Source organism: Haloferax profundi, from assembly GCF_001469865.1.
GTDB classification, from domain to species: domain Archaea; phylum Halobacteriota; class Halobacteria; order Halobacteriales; family Haloferacaceae; genus Haloferax; species Haloferax profundi.
Window position 1 is genome coordinate 1 of record NZ_LOPV01000004.1, and the last position, 14,933, is coordinate 14,933.

Here is a 14,933-nt window from a genome sequence, read left to right on the forward strand (position 1 = left end):
TAAGGCGTGGAACATGACGTGAACCGCGTCGTCGGTGACGCCCGCTTCCTCGGCGAGCGTCGGAAACGTGACGCCTTCGAACTCGCAGTCGAACTTGCTCCACCCGGTGACACAGTGGAAGTCCTGTTTCTGCGTCTCGGACGGCAAGTCGCGGAACTCGTCGAACGAGAGGTCGAGTGGGTTGTCGACTGCTCCCCACACGTCGAACGACCACGTCTCGGGGTCCCACGACGGGGTCCCGCTCTTCGAGAGGACCGGGAATCGCTGTGTCTCACGCTGGCCCGGCGGCAAGCGGTCACCGCCGAACTCCTCGTAGAGGTGCGTGACGTCTTTGGTCATGTTCGATGCTTCGACCCGACGCACCTATCTGTAACGACTCCGGAATCGGTCGACTATCGGATTTACTAACAAGAGTCGGGGGAATGGAAACAGAAGTTCGGTTAGGGGAAGGCTAAGTTCAACATTTACTATTGGTACCCCGGTAGAGTTATATACGGCCCTTCCAAACCGTCGGACGTTCAGATGCCCAAAGTAGAGATTACCGTGCCGGAACACCTGGAGATGCAGATCATCCAGCTCGTCGAAAAAGGTGAGTTCGTCAACCGTGACGAAGCGATAGAAGACTTGCTCTCGACTGGCATCCGTGCGTACAAGACGAGCGGTCCGATGTCCGACGAGGACCGCGCGTTCGAAGACGACGGGATGATGGGTCACGAAGACGAGTACGTCTTCTGAACCGAATGACAGCAGTACCCAATAACTCTTAAAACATCCTCGCGCCTAACGGACTCTCATGCACAAGGATGAACTGCTGGAGCTGCACGAACAGATGGTTATCATCAAAGACCACTTCTCCGCCCGCGAACACGTAGACTCCTCGCTGTTCGACCCGTACGACGAACTCGGCGTCGACCCGTCTCACGTCCACAAGTCCAAGAGCGAGCACAAACACGCCGTCTTCGTCCTCGGGAACGCCCTCGCGACTGCGATGAGCGAAGACGAGTTCTCGAGTGCTGGCCGCGTCGGCAAGCGGATGGAAGAGTTAGCCGAAGACGCCGAAGGCAAAATCTGACAGCGAGCGACGCTCGTCCGTTCGGTTACGCGTCTCGCGCTCCGTCAGCCGCCGTGTCGCTCGTTAGCAGTGCTCAAGCAGTTCTCCGCGGGTTTCTTTATCGCCCGTTCGCACGACACAGGTAGCCAATGCTAGACATCCCCGGCTGGATTCCGTTCCACCGGCTCGCTGCCGTCGCCGCCTTCCTCGTCGCGTTCGTCGTTCTCTCGTTCGTCGACCGGCCGCGTCGTCTGATGGAACCACTGCGCCGCCGGTTCCTCTTCGGACTCCCCCTCGGAACGCTCGTCAGCATCGGGGGTGTCCTCTCCGTGTACCTCTTCGTCCAGGGAGGGCTCTCGACGTGGTACCGACCACTCGTCATCCCGTTTCGGGCGTGGTCGTACTTCTATCCGCTCGGCATGGTCACCGCCGCGTTCGCTCACTCCAGTGCCGGGCACCTCGTCGGCAACCTCGTCGGGACGTTGACGTTGGCCCCGATTGCCGAGTACGCGTGGGGGCACTACCCGACACGCCGCGGGTCGACGTCGTTCGGGTCGTTCGCCGAGAACCCGTACGTACGGGCGCTCGTCATCTTCCCGGCGGCCGTCTTCGGCGTCGGCCTTCTCACGTCGGTGTTCGCACTCGGGCCGGTCATCGGGTTCTCCGGCGTCGTGTTCGCGTTCGCCGGATTCGCGCTCGTCACACGTCCCCTGACGACGATTCTCGCGTTCGTCTCTGGACGCGTTCTCAGACTGTTCTACGACGCCCTCCAGAACCCGGAAGTCGTCGCCACTGCCCGCCCGGTGTTCTCGTCGCCGTGGTGGGCGCAAATCGCTATTCAGGGCCACGCAATCGGTCTCTTGTTCGGCGTCCTCCTCGGGATTTGGCTGGTCCACCGGCGCGGCGCGGACCGGCCGAGCGCATACCGGAGTTTCGCGGGTGTTCTCCTCTTCGCAGTCAGCGAGTCGATGTGGGCGGTGTACTGGTTCCGTGGGACCGACACGTTCGTCCTCTTTCGTGCTATCGGAGTCGCGCTGGTCGTCTCGCTCGCACTGCTCGTCGCACTCACGGTATCTGCGTCCAACAAGCCGCTTCGTGACCACGCACCTGCGAACTCGGTGTTCTCCGCGGAGCGCTGGCAAGTCGGCGTGGCCGTCCTCCTCCTCGCGACGGCGGCACTGACCGGGCCTGCAATCCTCCCCAACCTGTTCACCGCGGCAGACGACGACCTGCCCGGACAGAGCGTCTCGGTCAGAGACTACGAGGTTACCTACGCCGAAGACGTGCCGAACGGCTTGACTGCCGTCGTCGACGTGGAACTGTTCGGTGAATCGACGACGACGAACACCTCTGGCGTCATCGTCAAGAGCCAACAGCGAGGTATCTGGACGACTGCCGTCTCGACCGGACGCTTGGCGTTCGACGGCGAGTCGACGGTCAGGGTCGGTGGCCTCGGGTGGCGAGACACAGTCACCGCCGTGCGCGACGGGTTCGTCGTCTCGGGGACTGGTGAGTCGGCGTACCGAGTCTTCCTCGTGTCGAACGACTCGGTGACGCTCGCGCACACGACGGAGCCAATCCAAGCAGAACCAGTCGTGGCCGGACGAAACATCTCGGTCGTCCCGACGGAGTCGGGATACGACCTCGCCGTGTCGTCCGAAAACGGGTCGGTCCGTGGGCCGATGCCGTCGCAGAACGTGACGACGACGCTCGATGGGATTCGGTTCGTCCGGCAGGAGACGTTCGTCTTCGCCGAGTACGAGGGGACGCGTGTCCGCGTCGCTCGGCAAGAGACGTACCAGTAGGACGAAAATCGACCGGCGCGGTCAGCCCGTCGTTACCACTCGATTCTGAACACTTCGGCGTCCAGTTCCTTTCGGTCCGAGTCGTGGAAGTCGAACTGTCGTTCGAGGTCGAACGTCGCCCGGAAGGCGTCGGTCAACTCGCCGCCGGCGTCGGCGACGAACGCCTCGACGAACTCCTTGCTCCCTTCGTTGTGGACCGAGTACGACACGTCGGCCACCTCGGCGACCGATTCGAGGAACGCGCGGTCGGCGTGTTCGTTGCCGCGCTGTGCGCCGAACGGCGGGTTCATCAGGACGGTCACTGGCTGGTCGTCGGGGAGACACAGCGGCAGGCGGGTTGCGTCGCCGCGGACCCAGTGGATGGGCGCACTCGCGCCGACACGGCGGGCGTTGCTCGTCGCCGTCTGTAACGCCTCGGAGTCGAGTTCGACGCCGACGACGCGGGCGGGCGAGCGGAGGGCGGCACCGAGGGCGAGCATTCCCGTGCCGGACCCGAGGTCGACGACTGTCGTGTCCTCGATGTCGCCGCGGAGGTCTGCGAGGTGGACGAGGTGCGCGGCGAGGCCCGGCGGCGTCGGGTACTGTTCGAGGGCGACTTTCGGATTCTCGAAGCCAGCGACCACCGCCAACTGCGCCTCCAACGCGGCTTTGGTTGCCATCAGGCGTCGATGGAACCCCGAGCCTCAAAAGCGACACCCTCGCGGTGGGCACGCTCTTCGAGGGCCGCGAGTGTGGTCTCCACGTCGTCCGGTCGGCAACATTCTGAAACGTCGACGACGAGACGGCCGGCACCGAGGAACGAGGCGGCGCGGACGTACTCGCGAAGACGGTCTGACTCCGACTGGACCGCGAACGGACAGTCCTCGTCGAATCGTGCTTCGACGGCGAGTTCCGCTGGGAGGTACCCTTCGTCTGCGAGTCCGGCTTTCAGGTCGCGTAGGTGGTCTGGGGCGGTGGAGTCGAGTGACGTGGCGTCGATGGTGAGTGGCGTCAGGTCGGTGGGACGGCCTGCCGAGAGGGCCGCTTCGACGGAGGACGTCTCGAGTGTGCTCATGGTGCCCACACATTTCCTTTGGTTATACATATAACTTTGTGAATGCACAGAAGTAATAAGACAGTTCGAGTGAATGTCTGGAAACCGTCGAAATAGAGGTCCTCGAGCGGCCTAGAGACTCATTAGGGATTACACCGTAGCACTTCTGGGGGTCACACGCTTCAGCCCCCTCCCCCTGACGGCGACGTGGAGTCGCTGGGTCCCCGTTTGGTCAGCTGTGACGATTTTCGCGTTCGCTGGTCGTCTAGTCGTACGTGTACGAGAGAACTGTTCCACCAGACGCGTCGCGCACGGTAATCGTGTCACCGCCGTTGTTCCAGACCGCTCCCGAGCGCCCCCAGTAGACGTCTTCAGCGGAATCGGTCCCAGACCCGGTGTGGAGTCGCAATACTCCACCCGGGGAGAGTTCCGTCCCCTCGGCGAACGTGTACGTCGCACCCGCCGCGTCGGAGACGGTCCATCCAGACAGGTCGAGTACCTCGTCGCCGTCGTTTCTGAAGGTCACGTACTCCTCGTTGAGGTTGTCGTTGTCGTTTCCGGGTGCGTCGGCGACGACGGTGACAGCGAATCCGTCGTCGGTACTCGCGTCCGACCCACCTGCTGCCGACCCTTCTGTCGCACACGCCCAGAGACCGACACCGCGCTCGCGTGCGTCGCGCTCGGCGCGTTCGTATCGCTCGCGTTCTTCGAACGAACTCTCGTAGAACCGAGCGTGCCCGTTGGTGAGGAGTTCGTAGTTGAACTCGGCTCCGTCGACGACGACGTACGCGAGGAGTCTGCCGTAGTACCCACGCTCACCCGCTTTCTCGTCGAAGCGGAGTTCGACCGTCTCTCCGGAGAGTCTGTCTTTCGCGAAGTCACTCGCGTCGTGGCCGGCATCACGGAGACACGCAGCACCCTCGTCGGTATCTGGCACACCCTCGAACTCGTCGGGCGTGTTCTCGCCGTACACCTCGGGCGTGTCGACGCCGAGGAGCCGAACTGTCTCGCGCGCGCCGTCGGGCATGACGACTTTGATGGTGTCGCCATCGACGACTTCGACCACGTCGACAGACACGTCGCCAGTTGCAGTCTCGCCCGTCGGCGACGACGTGGGCGTGGTCGATGGCGATTCGGTGGGTGTCGGCGCCGGGTCTGTGGCCAAGCCCCCGCCACCTAGACACCCCGAAAACACCACGAGTAGTACGATGACAAGTGTCGCGGTAGCACCTCTTACCATTCGATTAACCGTTAGTCAGGGAACCGTATAAGTAGGAGAGGCAAACACGTCGAAACTCGCGAGCCGCTAATCGCAGGACAGCGCCGTCTATCACGTTTGTGACAAAAAGGTTTAAATTCGAGCTCCACCAGAAACCTTTTAATGGAACGTCCGAGCCGGCAGCGTCAACGAGAGGAGGCAACGGCACAAGAGGACGAGCGACTCAACTGCCCGGAGTGTGGGTCTGACCAGATCGTCACAGATGCAGACCAGGGGGAGCTGGTGTGTGACGACTGTGGTCTCGTCCTCGACGAGCGACAGATCGACCGAGGGCCAGAGTGGCGCGCGTTCAATCACTCAGAACGACAGTCGAAGTCGCGCGTGGGCGCACCAATCACGGAGACGATGCACGACCGTGGGTTGACGACGACCATCGACTGGAAGGACAAAGACGCCTACGGCCGGTCGCTCTCCTCGGAGAAGCGGTCGCAGATGCACCGGCTTCGAAAGTGGCAGGAACGAATCCGGACCAAAGACGCCGGTGAACGAAACCTGCAGTTCGCCCTCAGCGAAATCGACCGCATGGCGTCTGCACTCGGCGTCCCACGGTCCGTACGTGAAGTCGCGTCGGTCATCTATCGACGCGCACTCAACGAAGACCTGATTCGGGGGCGCTCCATCGAGGGCGTCGCCACATCCGCCCTCTATGCCGCGTGTCGGCAGGAAGGTATCCCACGTTCACTCGACGAAGTCGCCGAAGTTTCTCGCGTCCCACAGAAGGAGATTGGTCGCACGTACCGCTACATTTCCCAAGAGTTAGGCCTCGAACTCAAGCCAGTCGACCCCAAGCAGTTCGTCCCTCGATTCGCCTCCGCCCTCGACCTGTCCGAAGAGGTACAGGCGAAGGCCACCGAAATCATCGACGTCTCTGCCGAACAGGGCCTGCTCTCGGGCAAGTCGCCGACGGGATTCGCCGCCGCCGCTATTTACGCCGCATCGTTGCTCTGTAACGAGAAGAAGACCCAGCGCGAAGTCGCCGACGTGGCGCAGGTGACGGAAGTCACCATCCGCAACCGCTACCAAGAGCAAATCGAAGCGATGGGCTTCCGCTAAGTCCAGACAGCGCCTCGACAGAGAGTCAGTTCAGAACAGAACCCGCGACTACTTTTCGACGAACACGACGACAGGTCGCCCCCAGAGCGCCGTGTCGTACTCGTGTGCGACGTAGCCATCGAGCATCGGTGCGAGTGTCGACCGCTCTTCGGCAGGTGCGACGACCACTGGTGGTGCGTCCGAGCGCTCTCGGAGTTCCACTGGCGTGGTGGCAGTTGCGGTGTCTGCCCCGATTCGTGCGACGTACCACGCCATCGGGAGTCGCTCACCCCATCGGTCGGGGACTGGCGGATAGTCCGCCGCCCCATCGGCGACGTACATCGAACTACCGTAGTAGAGCACGTCGACGTCCTCGTCGTCGGTCGGTCCGACCCACGTCGAGAGGTTCTCGCGGAACTCGGTGAACTCGCTCGACGGTTGCGCGTAGTGAGCGAAGCGAGTGTCGCGGTCACTCGGTCCGTAGACCTCTCCAGTGGCGACGGCACCGGTCTGGGCGACGAGTGCCAACAAGACGAGTGCCGCGGCGGCGACTCGCGGGACGCTTCCCGTGTCGAGTGCGTCTCGTCCCCACCTGACGAGGGCGGCGAGGCCGATTGCCGCCGGAATGGCGAGTGGAACGACGGCGTAGACGCCAAGCCACGGGGCCGACACTTCGGTCAGCATCGGGACGAACACGAGCGATGCACCGGCCCAGTAGGCGGCCGCAGAGACGATAGTTCGTGGTCCACCTGCCGTGTACCGGTCGACGACGAAGACTGCGACGGCGAGGAGCGTCACCGGCAACGCCGCCACGGCGAGCGTCTCGACGAAGTCACCGAGGTACGGGAGGTATTCGTGGGTCCCCTCGGGGTAACGGTCGGAGACACGAACGCCGAAGAAACGGCGAACCGACTCGAAGAGTGCCACGTCGATTGCTGCCAGAATCGTCCCCGGCGAGTAGATTCCTGCATCGTCGGTGATGCCGGCCCGCGGAGCGAAGGTGAAGATGTAGAGGCCCACGAAGACGAGCACCGAGCGTGCCGCGTACGTCGATTCACCGCGGACGCGTGCTGCGAACTCACCGAGGCGTGTCGCGGCGGGGCGCGACGATTTGAGGAGTGCCGCGTGGTCGAAGACGAGGACGCCAGCGATTCCGAGACACCCGAGCGTGACGACGGCCAAGCCAGACGACGCGAGGGCCAGTGCACTCGCTGCGGCGAGTCCGTAGGCGTTGTGTCGGCCGTCGCCATCGAGCAACCTGAGGGCGAATCCGAAGGCGGCGAGCGTAAAGCCCACCGCGAGGAGGTCACCGCGAGCGAACCGTCCGTAGTAGACGAGGAGTGGACTCAGTGCGAGGACGGCGGCGAGTGCGACAGTCTCGTCGTCCTCCAGGTGGGACCGAAAGAGGAGAGAGACCAGCGGAAGTGCGGCCCCAGCGATGGCGATGGGGAGACGGAGCGCGAAGTCGGTGGAGCCAAAGATGGCGAGTGACGTCCGTCCGAGGAGGTAGACGAGTGGCCCACCAGCGACTGGCCGGTACGTCAGGTATCCCGTCTCCAGATAGCGGAGACTCCAGTACCCGACGCGGGCCTCGTCCCAGTGGAGTGGCCGGTCGCCGAGACCGACGAGACGGACGACGAGGGCGACGAGGGCGAGTGCACCCACGGCGAGTGTCGGTCCGTCTGCGCGCCACTCGGCGCGAGAGGGTATCATGAGGTACCGTGTCGCGCCGGACGCCAGAAAGGTTACGACTCGGAGGCACCGGGCCGAGTCCGGACGTCGGTGCCTTCGAAAGCGTCATCCCCGCCGGCCGGTAGCACTGGGATATGACGCTCATCGATTCACTTCCACCCCGACCGCTCGAACCGCAGGAACTCACCTCGTTGAACCGCGCCGACACGTTCGAACTCGTGGTCGCCGTCGAGAGCGACGGACCGGCACGCGGCGTCCTGTTCGCCACCGACTCGTGGGTCAAAGGTGTCGCCTACGACGACGCGTCGGGGTGGACGCTCGTCGAGACAGTCACGCTCGACGAAGAGACAGCCAGAATCGACGGCCTACAGGCCTGTGAGGACGCCGTTCGGTCCTTCCAGAACGACGAGAACGAGGAGTAGAATTAACCCCGTTCCGGACTACGTGTAATTTGTCATGTACAGCGAAATCCTCGTGCCCACCGACGGGAGCAAGGCCGCCGAACGGGCCATCGAACACGCACTCGACATCGCCAAGACCTACGGTGCACGAATCCACGCGCTGTACGTCGTCGACACGAGCATCTACACCTCCCTCGACGCCGGGGCAGACGTCGTCATCGATGCCCTCGAACGTGAGGGCGAGGTTGCGACTCGACACGTCCGAGAGGCCGCCGAAGAGGCGGGCGTCGAAGTCGACGCCGAAGTCGTGACCGGGACGGCGTACCGGTCGATTCACGACTACATCGAGAACCACGACATCGACCTGGTCGTCATGGGGACCCACGGTCGAACCGGTCTCAGCCACTACCTGCTCGGCAGCGTCACCGAACGCGTCGTCCGAACCTGCCCCGTACCTGTGCTCACCGTCCGAATGGGAGACGAAGACGCAGAGGCGGAAGCAGAAGCGGAAGCGGAAGCGGCACCGACGGACGAAGCGGACGAATAACTCCCTCGCCAGAGGTCGGAATCGGCTCAGCGGCACTGCTTTGATAAACAGTTTTGGTGTGGTCGCTCATACGCCGCGGTATGACCGAGTACACCGTCGAGTTCGTCGGCACGGGGGACACGATTACGGTATCCGACAAGCAGACCATCCTCAAAGCCTGTCTCGAAGAGGGTATCGCACAAGAGTACTCGTGCCGCGTCGGCATGTGTATCGCCTGCACCGCCGAGATTCTCGAAGGGGAGGTCACCCAACCCGCCGCCCGTGGCCTGACCGAAGAAGAAGCCGAGAACTACGCGCTCACCTGTATGGCACGCCCGCAGAGCGACCTCAAACTCGAACGCGGCGTCTACCCGCCGAGCATCGAAGCGGACGGTGCCGACGCCGACGCCGCCGCAGACGACTAACGACGGTTGAATTCGACACGGGTAGCCGTGTCACCAGTCGCTTCTTTTCGCTTCGGTCCACCGCGACTGACCTGCGAGTGTACACACACGACCGACCATGCGCACTGATAAGACGCACACGACCGTCCAGCGACTTCACGCGCGGGTCGTCGTCGCGGCGCAGTTGTTCGGTCCTAACTCCACCTCGAACGCTTCGTCGTCTTCGAGCGACTCCTGTCCGAGGTTTGTCGCGACGATACGCTCGAAGTTCGTCGGCCGAGGTGGCATCTCCGAGAGAGTTTCCGAGACGAACTCGTCGGCGTCCATCGAAAGCGCATCGAGGTGCCGACGGAGATAACCGAGCGTCGCCACGTACACGCCGTCTTCGTTCGGAACCGCGGCAGTGCTGTAGTGGCCGGGTGCGATTCGCGTCTCGTCGGCGAACTCGCCGTACCGTTCGACGAGCGTCCGGTGAAGTCGCCGTGCGGCGGCGGGTGCCCCTTCGTCGCCCGTTTCGAGGTCGGGTCGCGCGACGCTCTCGACGAAGAGGCCGTCCCCGACGAACAGGAGGTCACCGAGACGGAAGGCGGTCATCTCGCTCGTGTGCCCCGGTGAGTGAACGGCGACGAGTTCGACGCCGCCGAGAGAGACGGCGTCCTCGTCTTCGAGCAGTCGGGCATCGAACGTGAGACCACGCGTCTTCGCGCCGGCAGGGAGGGCGATTGCCGCACCCGTTCGCTCGGCCACGGCGCGGACGCCGCTGACGTGGTCGGCGTGGACGTGTGTGTCGATAGCGGCGACGAGTTCGGCACCGTGGTCGTGGGCGTCTTCGACGTATCGGTCGGCGAAGGCCCGAAGTGGGTCGACGACGACTGCCTCGTCACCGGCGACGACGAGATACGCGAGACACCCACTGGACGGCCGGTCGTACTGGAGCACTGTCGCATCTGCGTGGCGAATCCTCGACGCTCGGTAGACTCGCGCCCACCCATCCATGCCTGATTCGAGGTTCTCTGCGTCGACGCCGGCGGCAGTGAGAAGGTCGGCGACGTGGTCGCTCGCGCGTCCTTCCCCACAGACGACCACGACCGGCGAGGGCGCGTCGCGGAACTGGTCGGCCACGTCGTCGACCGTTCCGAGGACTTCCGCCTGCGTGAAGCGAATCGCTGGAATCTGTGTCGCGGTCACGGACCGCCCGTCGACGTGCCACTCGTCGAACTCGTCGCGGTCGCGTACGTCGAGAATCGCTGTCGGTGTCCCGCGGTGGAGGCGGGCGGCGAGTTCGTCGGGTGTCATCCGTCAGACTACGCACGCGTGCCGCAAGAACACTCCGTCGAGTGCGACACGGCTACTGTGTGGTTCCGCCGTCGTTGCTAAGTAGGTGGTCGGGTGGGCCGTCGAACTCGTCCGATTCGAGGATGTGAGCCGGTGGTCCATCGACGGGCATCTCCCCCGCAGGGTCTGTCGTGGGTTCGTCGGCGGGTGAATCTCCGTCGTGGGCGATGTCTCCGCCGAGACGGTGTGCCGCATCGCGGATGGTGAGAACCTGCTGTGTCTGTGACTGATTCGCCTCGGCAATCTCTCCAATCTGGTCGGAGACTTCGACGGCCATCTCGTTCGCACGGTCGACCATGTCGGCGATTTGTTCGGCGCTCACCGCCTGGTCGTCTGTGGCCGCAGCGACTTCGCTGACACCGGCGGAGGTCTGTTCGACCGCTGCCGAGATGTCCGTGAGACTGCGCATCACGTCTTCACCCCGGTCGATTCCGTCGTAGAGGCGGTCGGTCGTCTGCGAGAGACTCTCGATAGTCTCCTGTGCCTCGGTTTGGATGTGTCCGACCGTCTCTTCGACTTCGGTCGCACGGGCCTGCGACTCTTCGGCGAGGTTCTTCACTTCGCTCGCGACGACGGCGAATCCTTCACCGGCATCGCCGGCGCGTGCTGCTTCGATGGACGCGTTGAGTGCGAGCAAGTTGGTCTGTTCGGCGATGTCGTTGATGGCGTCGAGGACTTCGTCTATCTCTTCTATCTGGTCGTGGAGTCCTTGCACGTCCGCAGATGCCGTCTCTGCGGCCTCACTTACGTCGCGCATCACGTCGATAGCCTCGTCGGCGGCGTCCTCACCCTCTGCGGCGCGTTCGGCGGCGTCGGAACTGGTCCGTTCGACTTCCTCCGCAGTCGCCGCAATCTCTTCGACAGTCGCGCTCATGGTCGACACCTCGTCGGCGACAGTGGACATGTCCTCGGCCTGGTACTCGGCGAGTTCCTTGATATCGGCCGTCCTGTCTGTGACCTCTTCGGACGTTTCGAGCAAAGTTTCGATGGGGGCGCTGACGTCGGCTTCGACCTCCGAAGCGAGTTCTTTCCGACGTACTGCGGCCTGCCGTGCGGCCTCGCTGTACGAATGGATGTACGTGTCCATCGCTACTTGCTGGTCGAGCGAGAGCAGTTTCAAAATCGGGAGGAGACGCTCGACGAGTGTGTCGATAGCTGCCTCGACCACGTCGGAGTCGTCCTCGCTGTCGTCGCCGACGAGTCCATCGAGGAATCCCCCGCTTGCTGTGGTCGTGGTGGCGAACTCGTCTTTGACCTCTGCTGCGAGTGCCTCGGTGAGACCCTCGTAGTACACGGAGTACGCCCCGAGGTAGAACTTCGGCCCGAGGTCTATCATGTCGTGTATCTTGCCGATACGCGCCCGCCGCGAGAAGTACTCCGCGTCGTACTCGCCACGACCAAGTTCGCGGAGGTACGCCGCCTGGTCGGCCTTCAACATCTCGACCGTCTTGGTCGATTTGTCGAAGAACGATTCAGCCTCGGGGTGCGAACCGAGGTGCTGATAGAACTCCTCGGCGAACTCATCTGCGAACTCGTCGAAGATTGGTTTACACTCGCGTAGGCACTGTTCGTCCTCGTCCGAGAGGCGGACGAACGACTTTCGGCGCTCGATTTCAGACTCGTCGATACCCAACTGAGAGAGGAGATGTGCCCCGTCGACGTCGGCACGGGCGTCGGCCGTCACTCGGTCGAAGGAATCCGTCATACTGAACGAGTCGTCCCTTCCCGTATTTGAACCCTCACCACCCACTATCAGGACTGATACCACGATACCGTGGGACATTATACCCGACACGACTCGTTCCCCCAAACCCAAGGTACACGACTCGGTTCTCTCCAGCCCAAGGTTCACGTCTTCAGCACCCGACACGTCGTGTATGGACGCCTTATCGTTCCGTGAGGCCGTCGAGTCGGCGAAGCGAACGCAACTCGACCGCCTCGGGTCTTCGAAGTTGCTCCTCTCGGTGACGAACGCAGACCTCTCGGAATCGGCCGTGCTTCGCGCCGCCGCGAACTCCGAACACGCTGCTCGCGAGACGTTCCGGGAGTGGGCCACCGACGAGCGTGACGAACGCGCGAAAGCGGCGTTCGAGAAGACTGCACAGCAGGAAGCCGAGCACTTGCGTCGCGTCCTCGACAGTCTCGAAGATGATATCGACCTCCCCGACGCGGCAGGGCCGATGCACGCGTACCTCCGCGGACGCGACGACACCATCGAGCGAATCGCCGCCGGGATGGTCGGACGCGGACTCGTCTCGCTTCGGACGCACACGCAGGTCATCGGATTCTTCGTGAACGAGGCAGACAGGAAGGGCGCAGACCTGTTTCGTGAGTTGAAGACCGAGACCGAAGACACGCTCACCACGGGACTCGAACTTCTCGACGAGTTGTGCGAAGACGACGACGACTGGCAGCGTGCCCAGATGGTCGCCGAGTACGTCGTCCAGGTCGCCTACGACGACTACGCCGACGGCCTCGCAGAACTCGGCGTGGACCCGAAGCCACTCTGTTGAGTCGGGACAGGACGACGCTTCGGCCCCGCACCCACTGTCTACGCACTCGCACTCGCCGCCGACCCAACGTATTCATCCCCACCAGTGCTACCCAGAGCTATGACTACAGCGGCCGACGGAGTCGTCGAAGGTCTCTACACCGCTCCGTCGAGGGGCGAACCGATGGTTGCACACGAGTCGATAGCCGTCACAGAGGGTGGTATCGAGGGTGACCGCTACTTCCGGGGGACGGGATACTACTCGGCCACCGACGGGTGTCAGGTGACACTCGTGGACGCCGTGGTCCTGGACGACGTCCGCGACGAGTTCGGTATCGACCTCTCGGCCGGTCGGCACCGCAGGAACGTCGTCGTTCGCGGCATCGACCCCACAGACCTCCTCGACGCGACGTTCAGGGTCGGGAACGCCGAACTTCGCGGGACACGACTCAGACCACCGTGCGCGTATCTCGGCGAACTCGTCGGCGACGAGAGCGTCGTGGACGCACTTCGGGAACGCCGCGGCGGCATCTGCGCCGACGTTGTCACACCCGGACAGGTCAGTGTCGGCGACGGGGTTCGAGTGACCGAGGCGAACCCGCGAGAAGTTGGTCGGGAAATCGCTGCCAGGTTGGGGGGAGACACGAGCGCAGACCCAGCGGATACGGAGCGTGACGAAGCGTGAGTGAGAGTACAGCAGAGGCGTCCGGCAGTCCGGTCGAACGCGCCCGAAACGGTCTCGACGCGGCGTTCGGAGACGACGCCGCCGACACGTCCGAACCGCTGGTCGCCATCGCTCCCGGGCGGGTGAACCTCGTCGGCGGCCACACCGATTACAACGACGGTCTCTGTCTCCCGATGGCAGTCGACCGACACGTCGCGGTGGCGGCCCGAGAGCGAGACGACGACCAGATACGCGTCCACGCGACTGACTTCGACGAGACGGCGACGTTCGGCCCTGACGACGACCCAGACGACTGGGTCGCGTACGTCGCCGCCGTCGCTCGGGTGCTGCGCGAAGACGAGACGATTCCCGGTGTAGACCTCGCACTCGCATCGGACGTCCCCTCTGGTGCGGGTCTCTCGTCGTCCGCGGCCATCGAACTCGCCGTGGGGCGAGCGCTGCTCGGTGTGGCCGGTGTCGAGATGTCCACGACAGCCCTCGCACTCGCGTGCTGGCGGGCCGAACGAGAGGGTGTCGGCGTCGAGTGCGGCATCCTCGACCAGTTCGCCGTCGGCCTCTGTGAACCCGACTCGGCGCTCTTCTTGGACTGCCGAACACGTGCGTTCGAGCAGGTTCACTTCGGCGGCGACGTGGGAGTGCTCGTCCTCGACACCGGCGTCTCGCACGAATTGGCCGACTCGGGGTACAACGACCGAGTTCGTGAGTGTCGACAGGCGGTATCCACACTCCGAGATTCGTCGGAAGCGTCGGTCGAGTCACTCAGAGACGTGGACATCGACGTGCTCGAAGCCAACGCTGACGCGCTGAGCGACGTTCTGTATCGACGCGCCCGCCACGTCGTGACCGAGAACGAACGGGTCAGGGACGCTCGTGAGACGCTCTCTGCGGGAGATTTCGAGCAGGTCGGAGAGACGATGGTCGCCGCCCACGAGAGTCTCCGCGACGACTACGAAGTGAGTTGCCCGGAACTCGATGCCGCAGTCGAACTCGCGACCGAAACTGACGGTGTCTACGGTGCCCGAATGACCGGCGGCGGATTCGGCGGCAGTGTGGTTGCACTGGTCCGCGGAAGTGCACTCGAACGAGCAAAAACGGCGATTCGAGCGGCGCTCTCGGACCGAGTCGGGGCAGACGCACAGGTGTTTTCCTGCCGGCCGAGTGGCGGTGTCCAAGTGGTCGACCCCTTGTAACGGACTCGA

Annotated in this window: 17 protein-coding genes; 10 read left to right on the forward strand and 7 right to left on the reverse strand. The window is 63.7% G+C overall.

The window, feature by feature from the left end:
• Positions 1-339: molybdopterin-dependent oxidoreductase (locus AUR66_RS00185; RefSeq protein WP_157532943.1), on the reverse strand; the 339-nt coding region annotated here is incomplete at its 3' end.
• Between the two features lie 183 nt (positions 340-522).
• Between AUR66_RS00185 and AUR66_RS00190 the strand changes: the two genes are divergently transcribed.
• The 3 genes from AUR66_RS00190 to AUR66_RS00200 all read left to right on the forward strand — a co-directional run bounded on the left by AUR66_RS00190 (position 523) and on the right by AUR66_RS00200 (position 2,856).
• On the forward strand, positions 523-735 hold the full coding sequence (locus AUR66_RS00190; protein ID WP_058570520.1) for a ribbon-helix-helix domain-containing protein: 213 nt from the start codon (positions 523-525) through the stop codon (positions 733-735).
• 58 nt (positions 736-793) lie between these two features.
• On the forward strand, positions 794-1,072 hold the full coding sequence (locus AUR66_RS00195) for a UPF0058 family protein (RefSeq protein ID WP_058570521.1): 279 nt from the start codon (positions 794-796) through the stop codon (positions 1,070-1,072).
• 128 nt (positions 1,073-1,200) lie between these two features.
• A complete protein-coding gene (locus tag AUR66_RS00200) occupies positions 1,201-2,856 on the forward strand; it encodes a rhomboid family intramembrane serine protease (protein ID WP_058570522.1) in 1,656 nt (551 codons plus the stop codon).
• A 32-nt stretch (positions 2,857-2,888) separates the two neighbouring features.
• On the opposite strand, the gene AUR66_RS00205 is transcribed toward AUR66_RS00200, so the two are convergent.
• The 3 genes from AUR66_RS00205 to AUR66_RS00215 form a co-directional block, all read right to left on the reverse strand.
• Complete coding sequence (locus AUR66_RS00205) at positions 2,889-3,515, reverse strand: METTL5 family protein (RefSeq protein WP_058570523.1); 627 nt, start codon at positions 3,513-3,515, stop codon at positions 2,889-2,891.
• A complete protein-coding gene (locus AUR66_RS00210) occupies positions 3,515-3,910 on the reverse strand; it encodes a hypothetical protein (RefSeq protein WP_058570524.1) in 396 nt (131 codons plus the stop codon). Before AUR66_RS00210 ends, AUR66_RS00205 begins: the two co-directional genes overlap by 1 nt.
• 244 nt (positions 3,911-4,154) lie before the next feature.
• Positions 4,155-5,129, reverse strand: coding sequence for a lamin tail domain-containing protein (locus AUR66_RS00215; protein WP_058570525.1), 975 nt, complete (start codon positions 5,127-5,129; stop codon positions 4,155-4,157).
• A 141-nt stretch (positions 5,130-5,270) separates the two neighbouring features.
• Between AUR66_RS00215 and AUR66_RS00220 the strand changes: the two genes are divergently transcribed.
• Complete coding sequence (locus AUR66_RS00220; protein ID WP_058570526.1) at positions 5,271-6,221, forward strand: transcription initiation factor IIB; 951 nt, start codon at positions 5,271-5,273, stop codon at positions 6,219-6,221.
• 48 nt (positions 6,222-6,269) lie between these two features.
• Here the strand turns inward: AUR66_RS00220 and AUR66_RS00225 are convergent, their stop codons facing one another.
• Positions 6,270-7,913 (reverse strand): flippase activity-associated protein Agl23, encoded by a 1,644-nt coding sequence (locus AUR66_RS00225; RefSeq protein ID WP_058570527.1) that lies wholly within the window; start codon positions 7,911-7,913, stop codon positions 6,270-6,272.
• A 113-nt stretch (positions 7,914-8,026) separates the two neighbouring features.
• On the opposite strand from AUR66_RS00225, the gene AUR66_RS00230 reads away from it, so the two are divergent.
• From AUR66_RS00230 to AUR66_RS00240, 3 genes are all read left to right on the forward strand, one after another.
• Positions 8,027-8,314: a hypothetical protein gene (locus tag AUR66_RS00230; protein ID WP_058570528.1), complete on the forward strand. Its 288-nt coding sequence runs from the start codon at positions 8,027-8,029 to the stop codon at positions 8,312-8,314.
• Positions 8,315-8,348: 34 nt separating this feature from the next.
• Complete coding sequence (locus AUR66_RS00235; protein ID WP_058570529.1) at positions 8,349-8,840, forward strand: universal stress protein; 492 nt, start codon at positions 8,349-8,351, stop codon at positions 8,838-8,840.
• 80 nt (positions 8,841-8,920) lie between these two features.
• Entirely contained in the window at positions 8,921-9,244 is a 324-nt protein-coding gene (locus tag AUR66_RS00240) for a 2Fe-2S iron-sulfur cluster-binding protein (protein ID WP_058570530.1), read from the forward strand.
• A 135-nt stretch (positions 9,245-9,379) separates the two neighbouring features.
• Here AUR66_RS00240 and AUR66_RS00245 read toward each other — a convergent pair whose 3' ends face one another.
• Positions 9,380-10,519 (reverse strand): MBL fold metallo-hydrolase, encoded by a 1,140-nt coding sequence (locus AUR66_RS00245; protein WP_058570531.1) that lies wholly within the window; start codon positions 10,517-10,519, stop codon positions 9,380-9,382.
• Positions 10,520-10,571: 52 nt separating this feature from the next.
• The gene (locus tag AUR66_RS00250) at positions 10,572-12,263 is read right to left on the reverse strand and encodes a globin-coupled sensor protein (RefSeq protein ID WP_058570532.1); all 1,692 of its coding nucleotides are present in this window, start codon (positions 12,261-12,263) and stop codon (positions 10,572-10,574) included.
• Between the two features lie 172 nt (positions 12,264-12,435).
• On the opposite strand from AUR66_RS00250, the gene AUR66_RS00255 reads away from it, so the two are divergent.
• The 3 genes from AUR66_RS00255 to galK all read left to right on the forward strand — a co-directional run bounded on the left by AUR66_RS00255 (position 12,436) and on the right by galK (position 14,924).
• Positions 12,436-13,071 carry a hypothetical protein gene (locus AUR66_RS00255; protein ID WP_058570533.1) on the forward strand — a complete coding sequence of 212 codons (636 nt, stop codon included), beginning with the start codon at positions 12,436-12,438 and terminating at the stop codon, positions 13,069-13,071.
• Positions 13,072-13,170: 99 nt separating this feature from the next.
• Complete coding sequence (locus tag AUR66_RS00260; protein ID WP_058570534.1) at positions 13,171-13,734, forward strand: MOSC domain-containing protein; 564 nt, start codon at positions 13,171-13,173, stop codon at positions 13,732-13,734.
• Positions 13,731-14,924, forward strand: coding sequence for a galactokinase (gene galK / locus AUR66_RS00265; protein ID WP_058570535.1), 1,194 nt, complete (start codon positions 13,731-13,733; stop codon positions 14,922-14,924). Before AUR66_RS00260 ends, galK begins: the two co-directional genes overlap by 4 nt.
• Positions 14,925-14,933 lie beyond the last annotated feature (9 nt).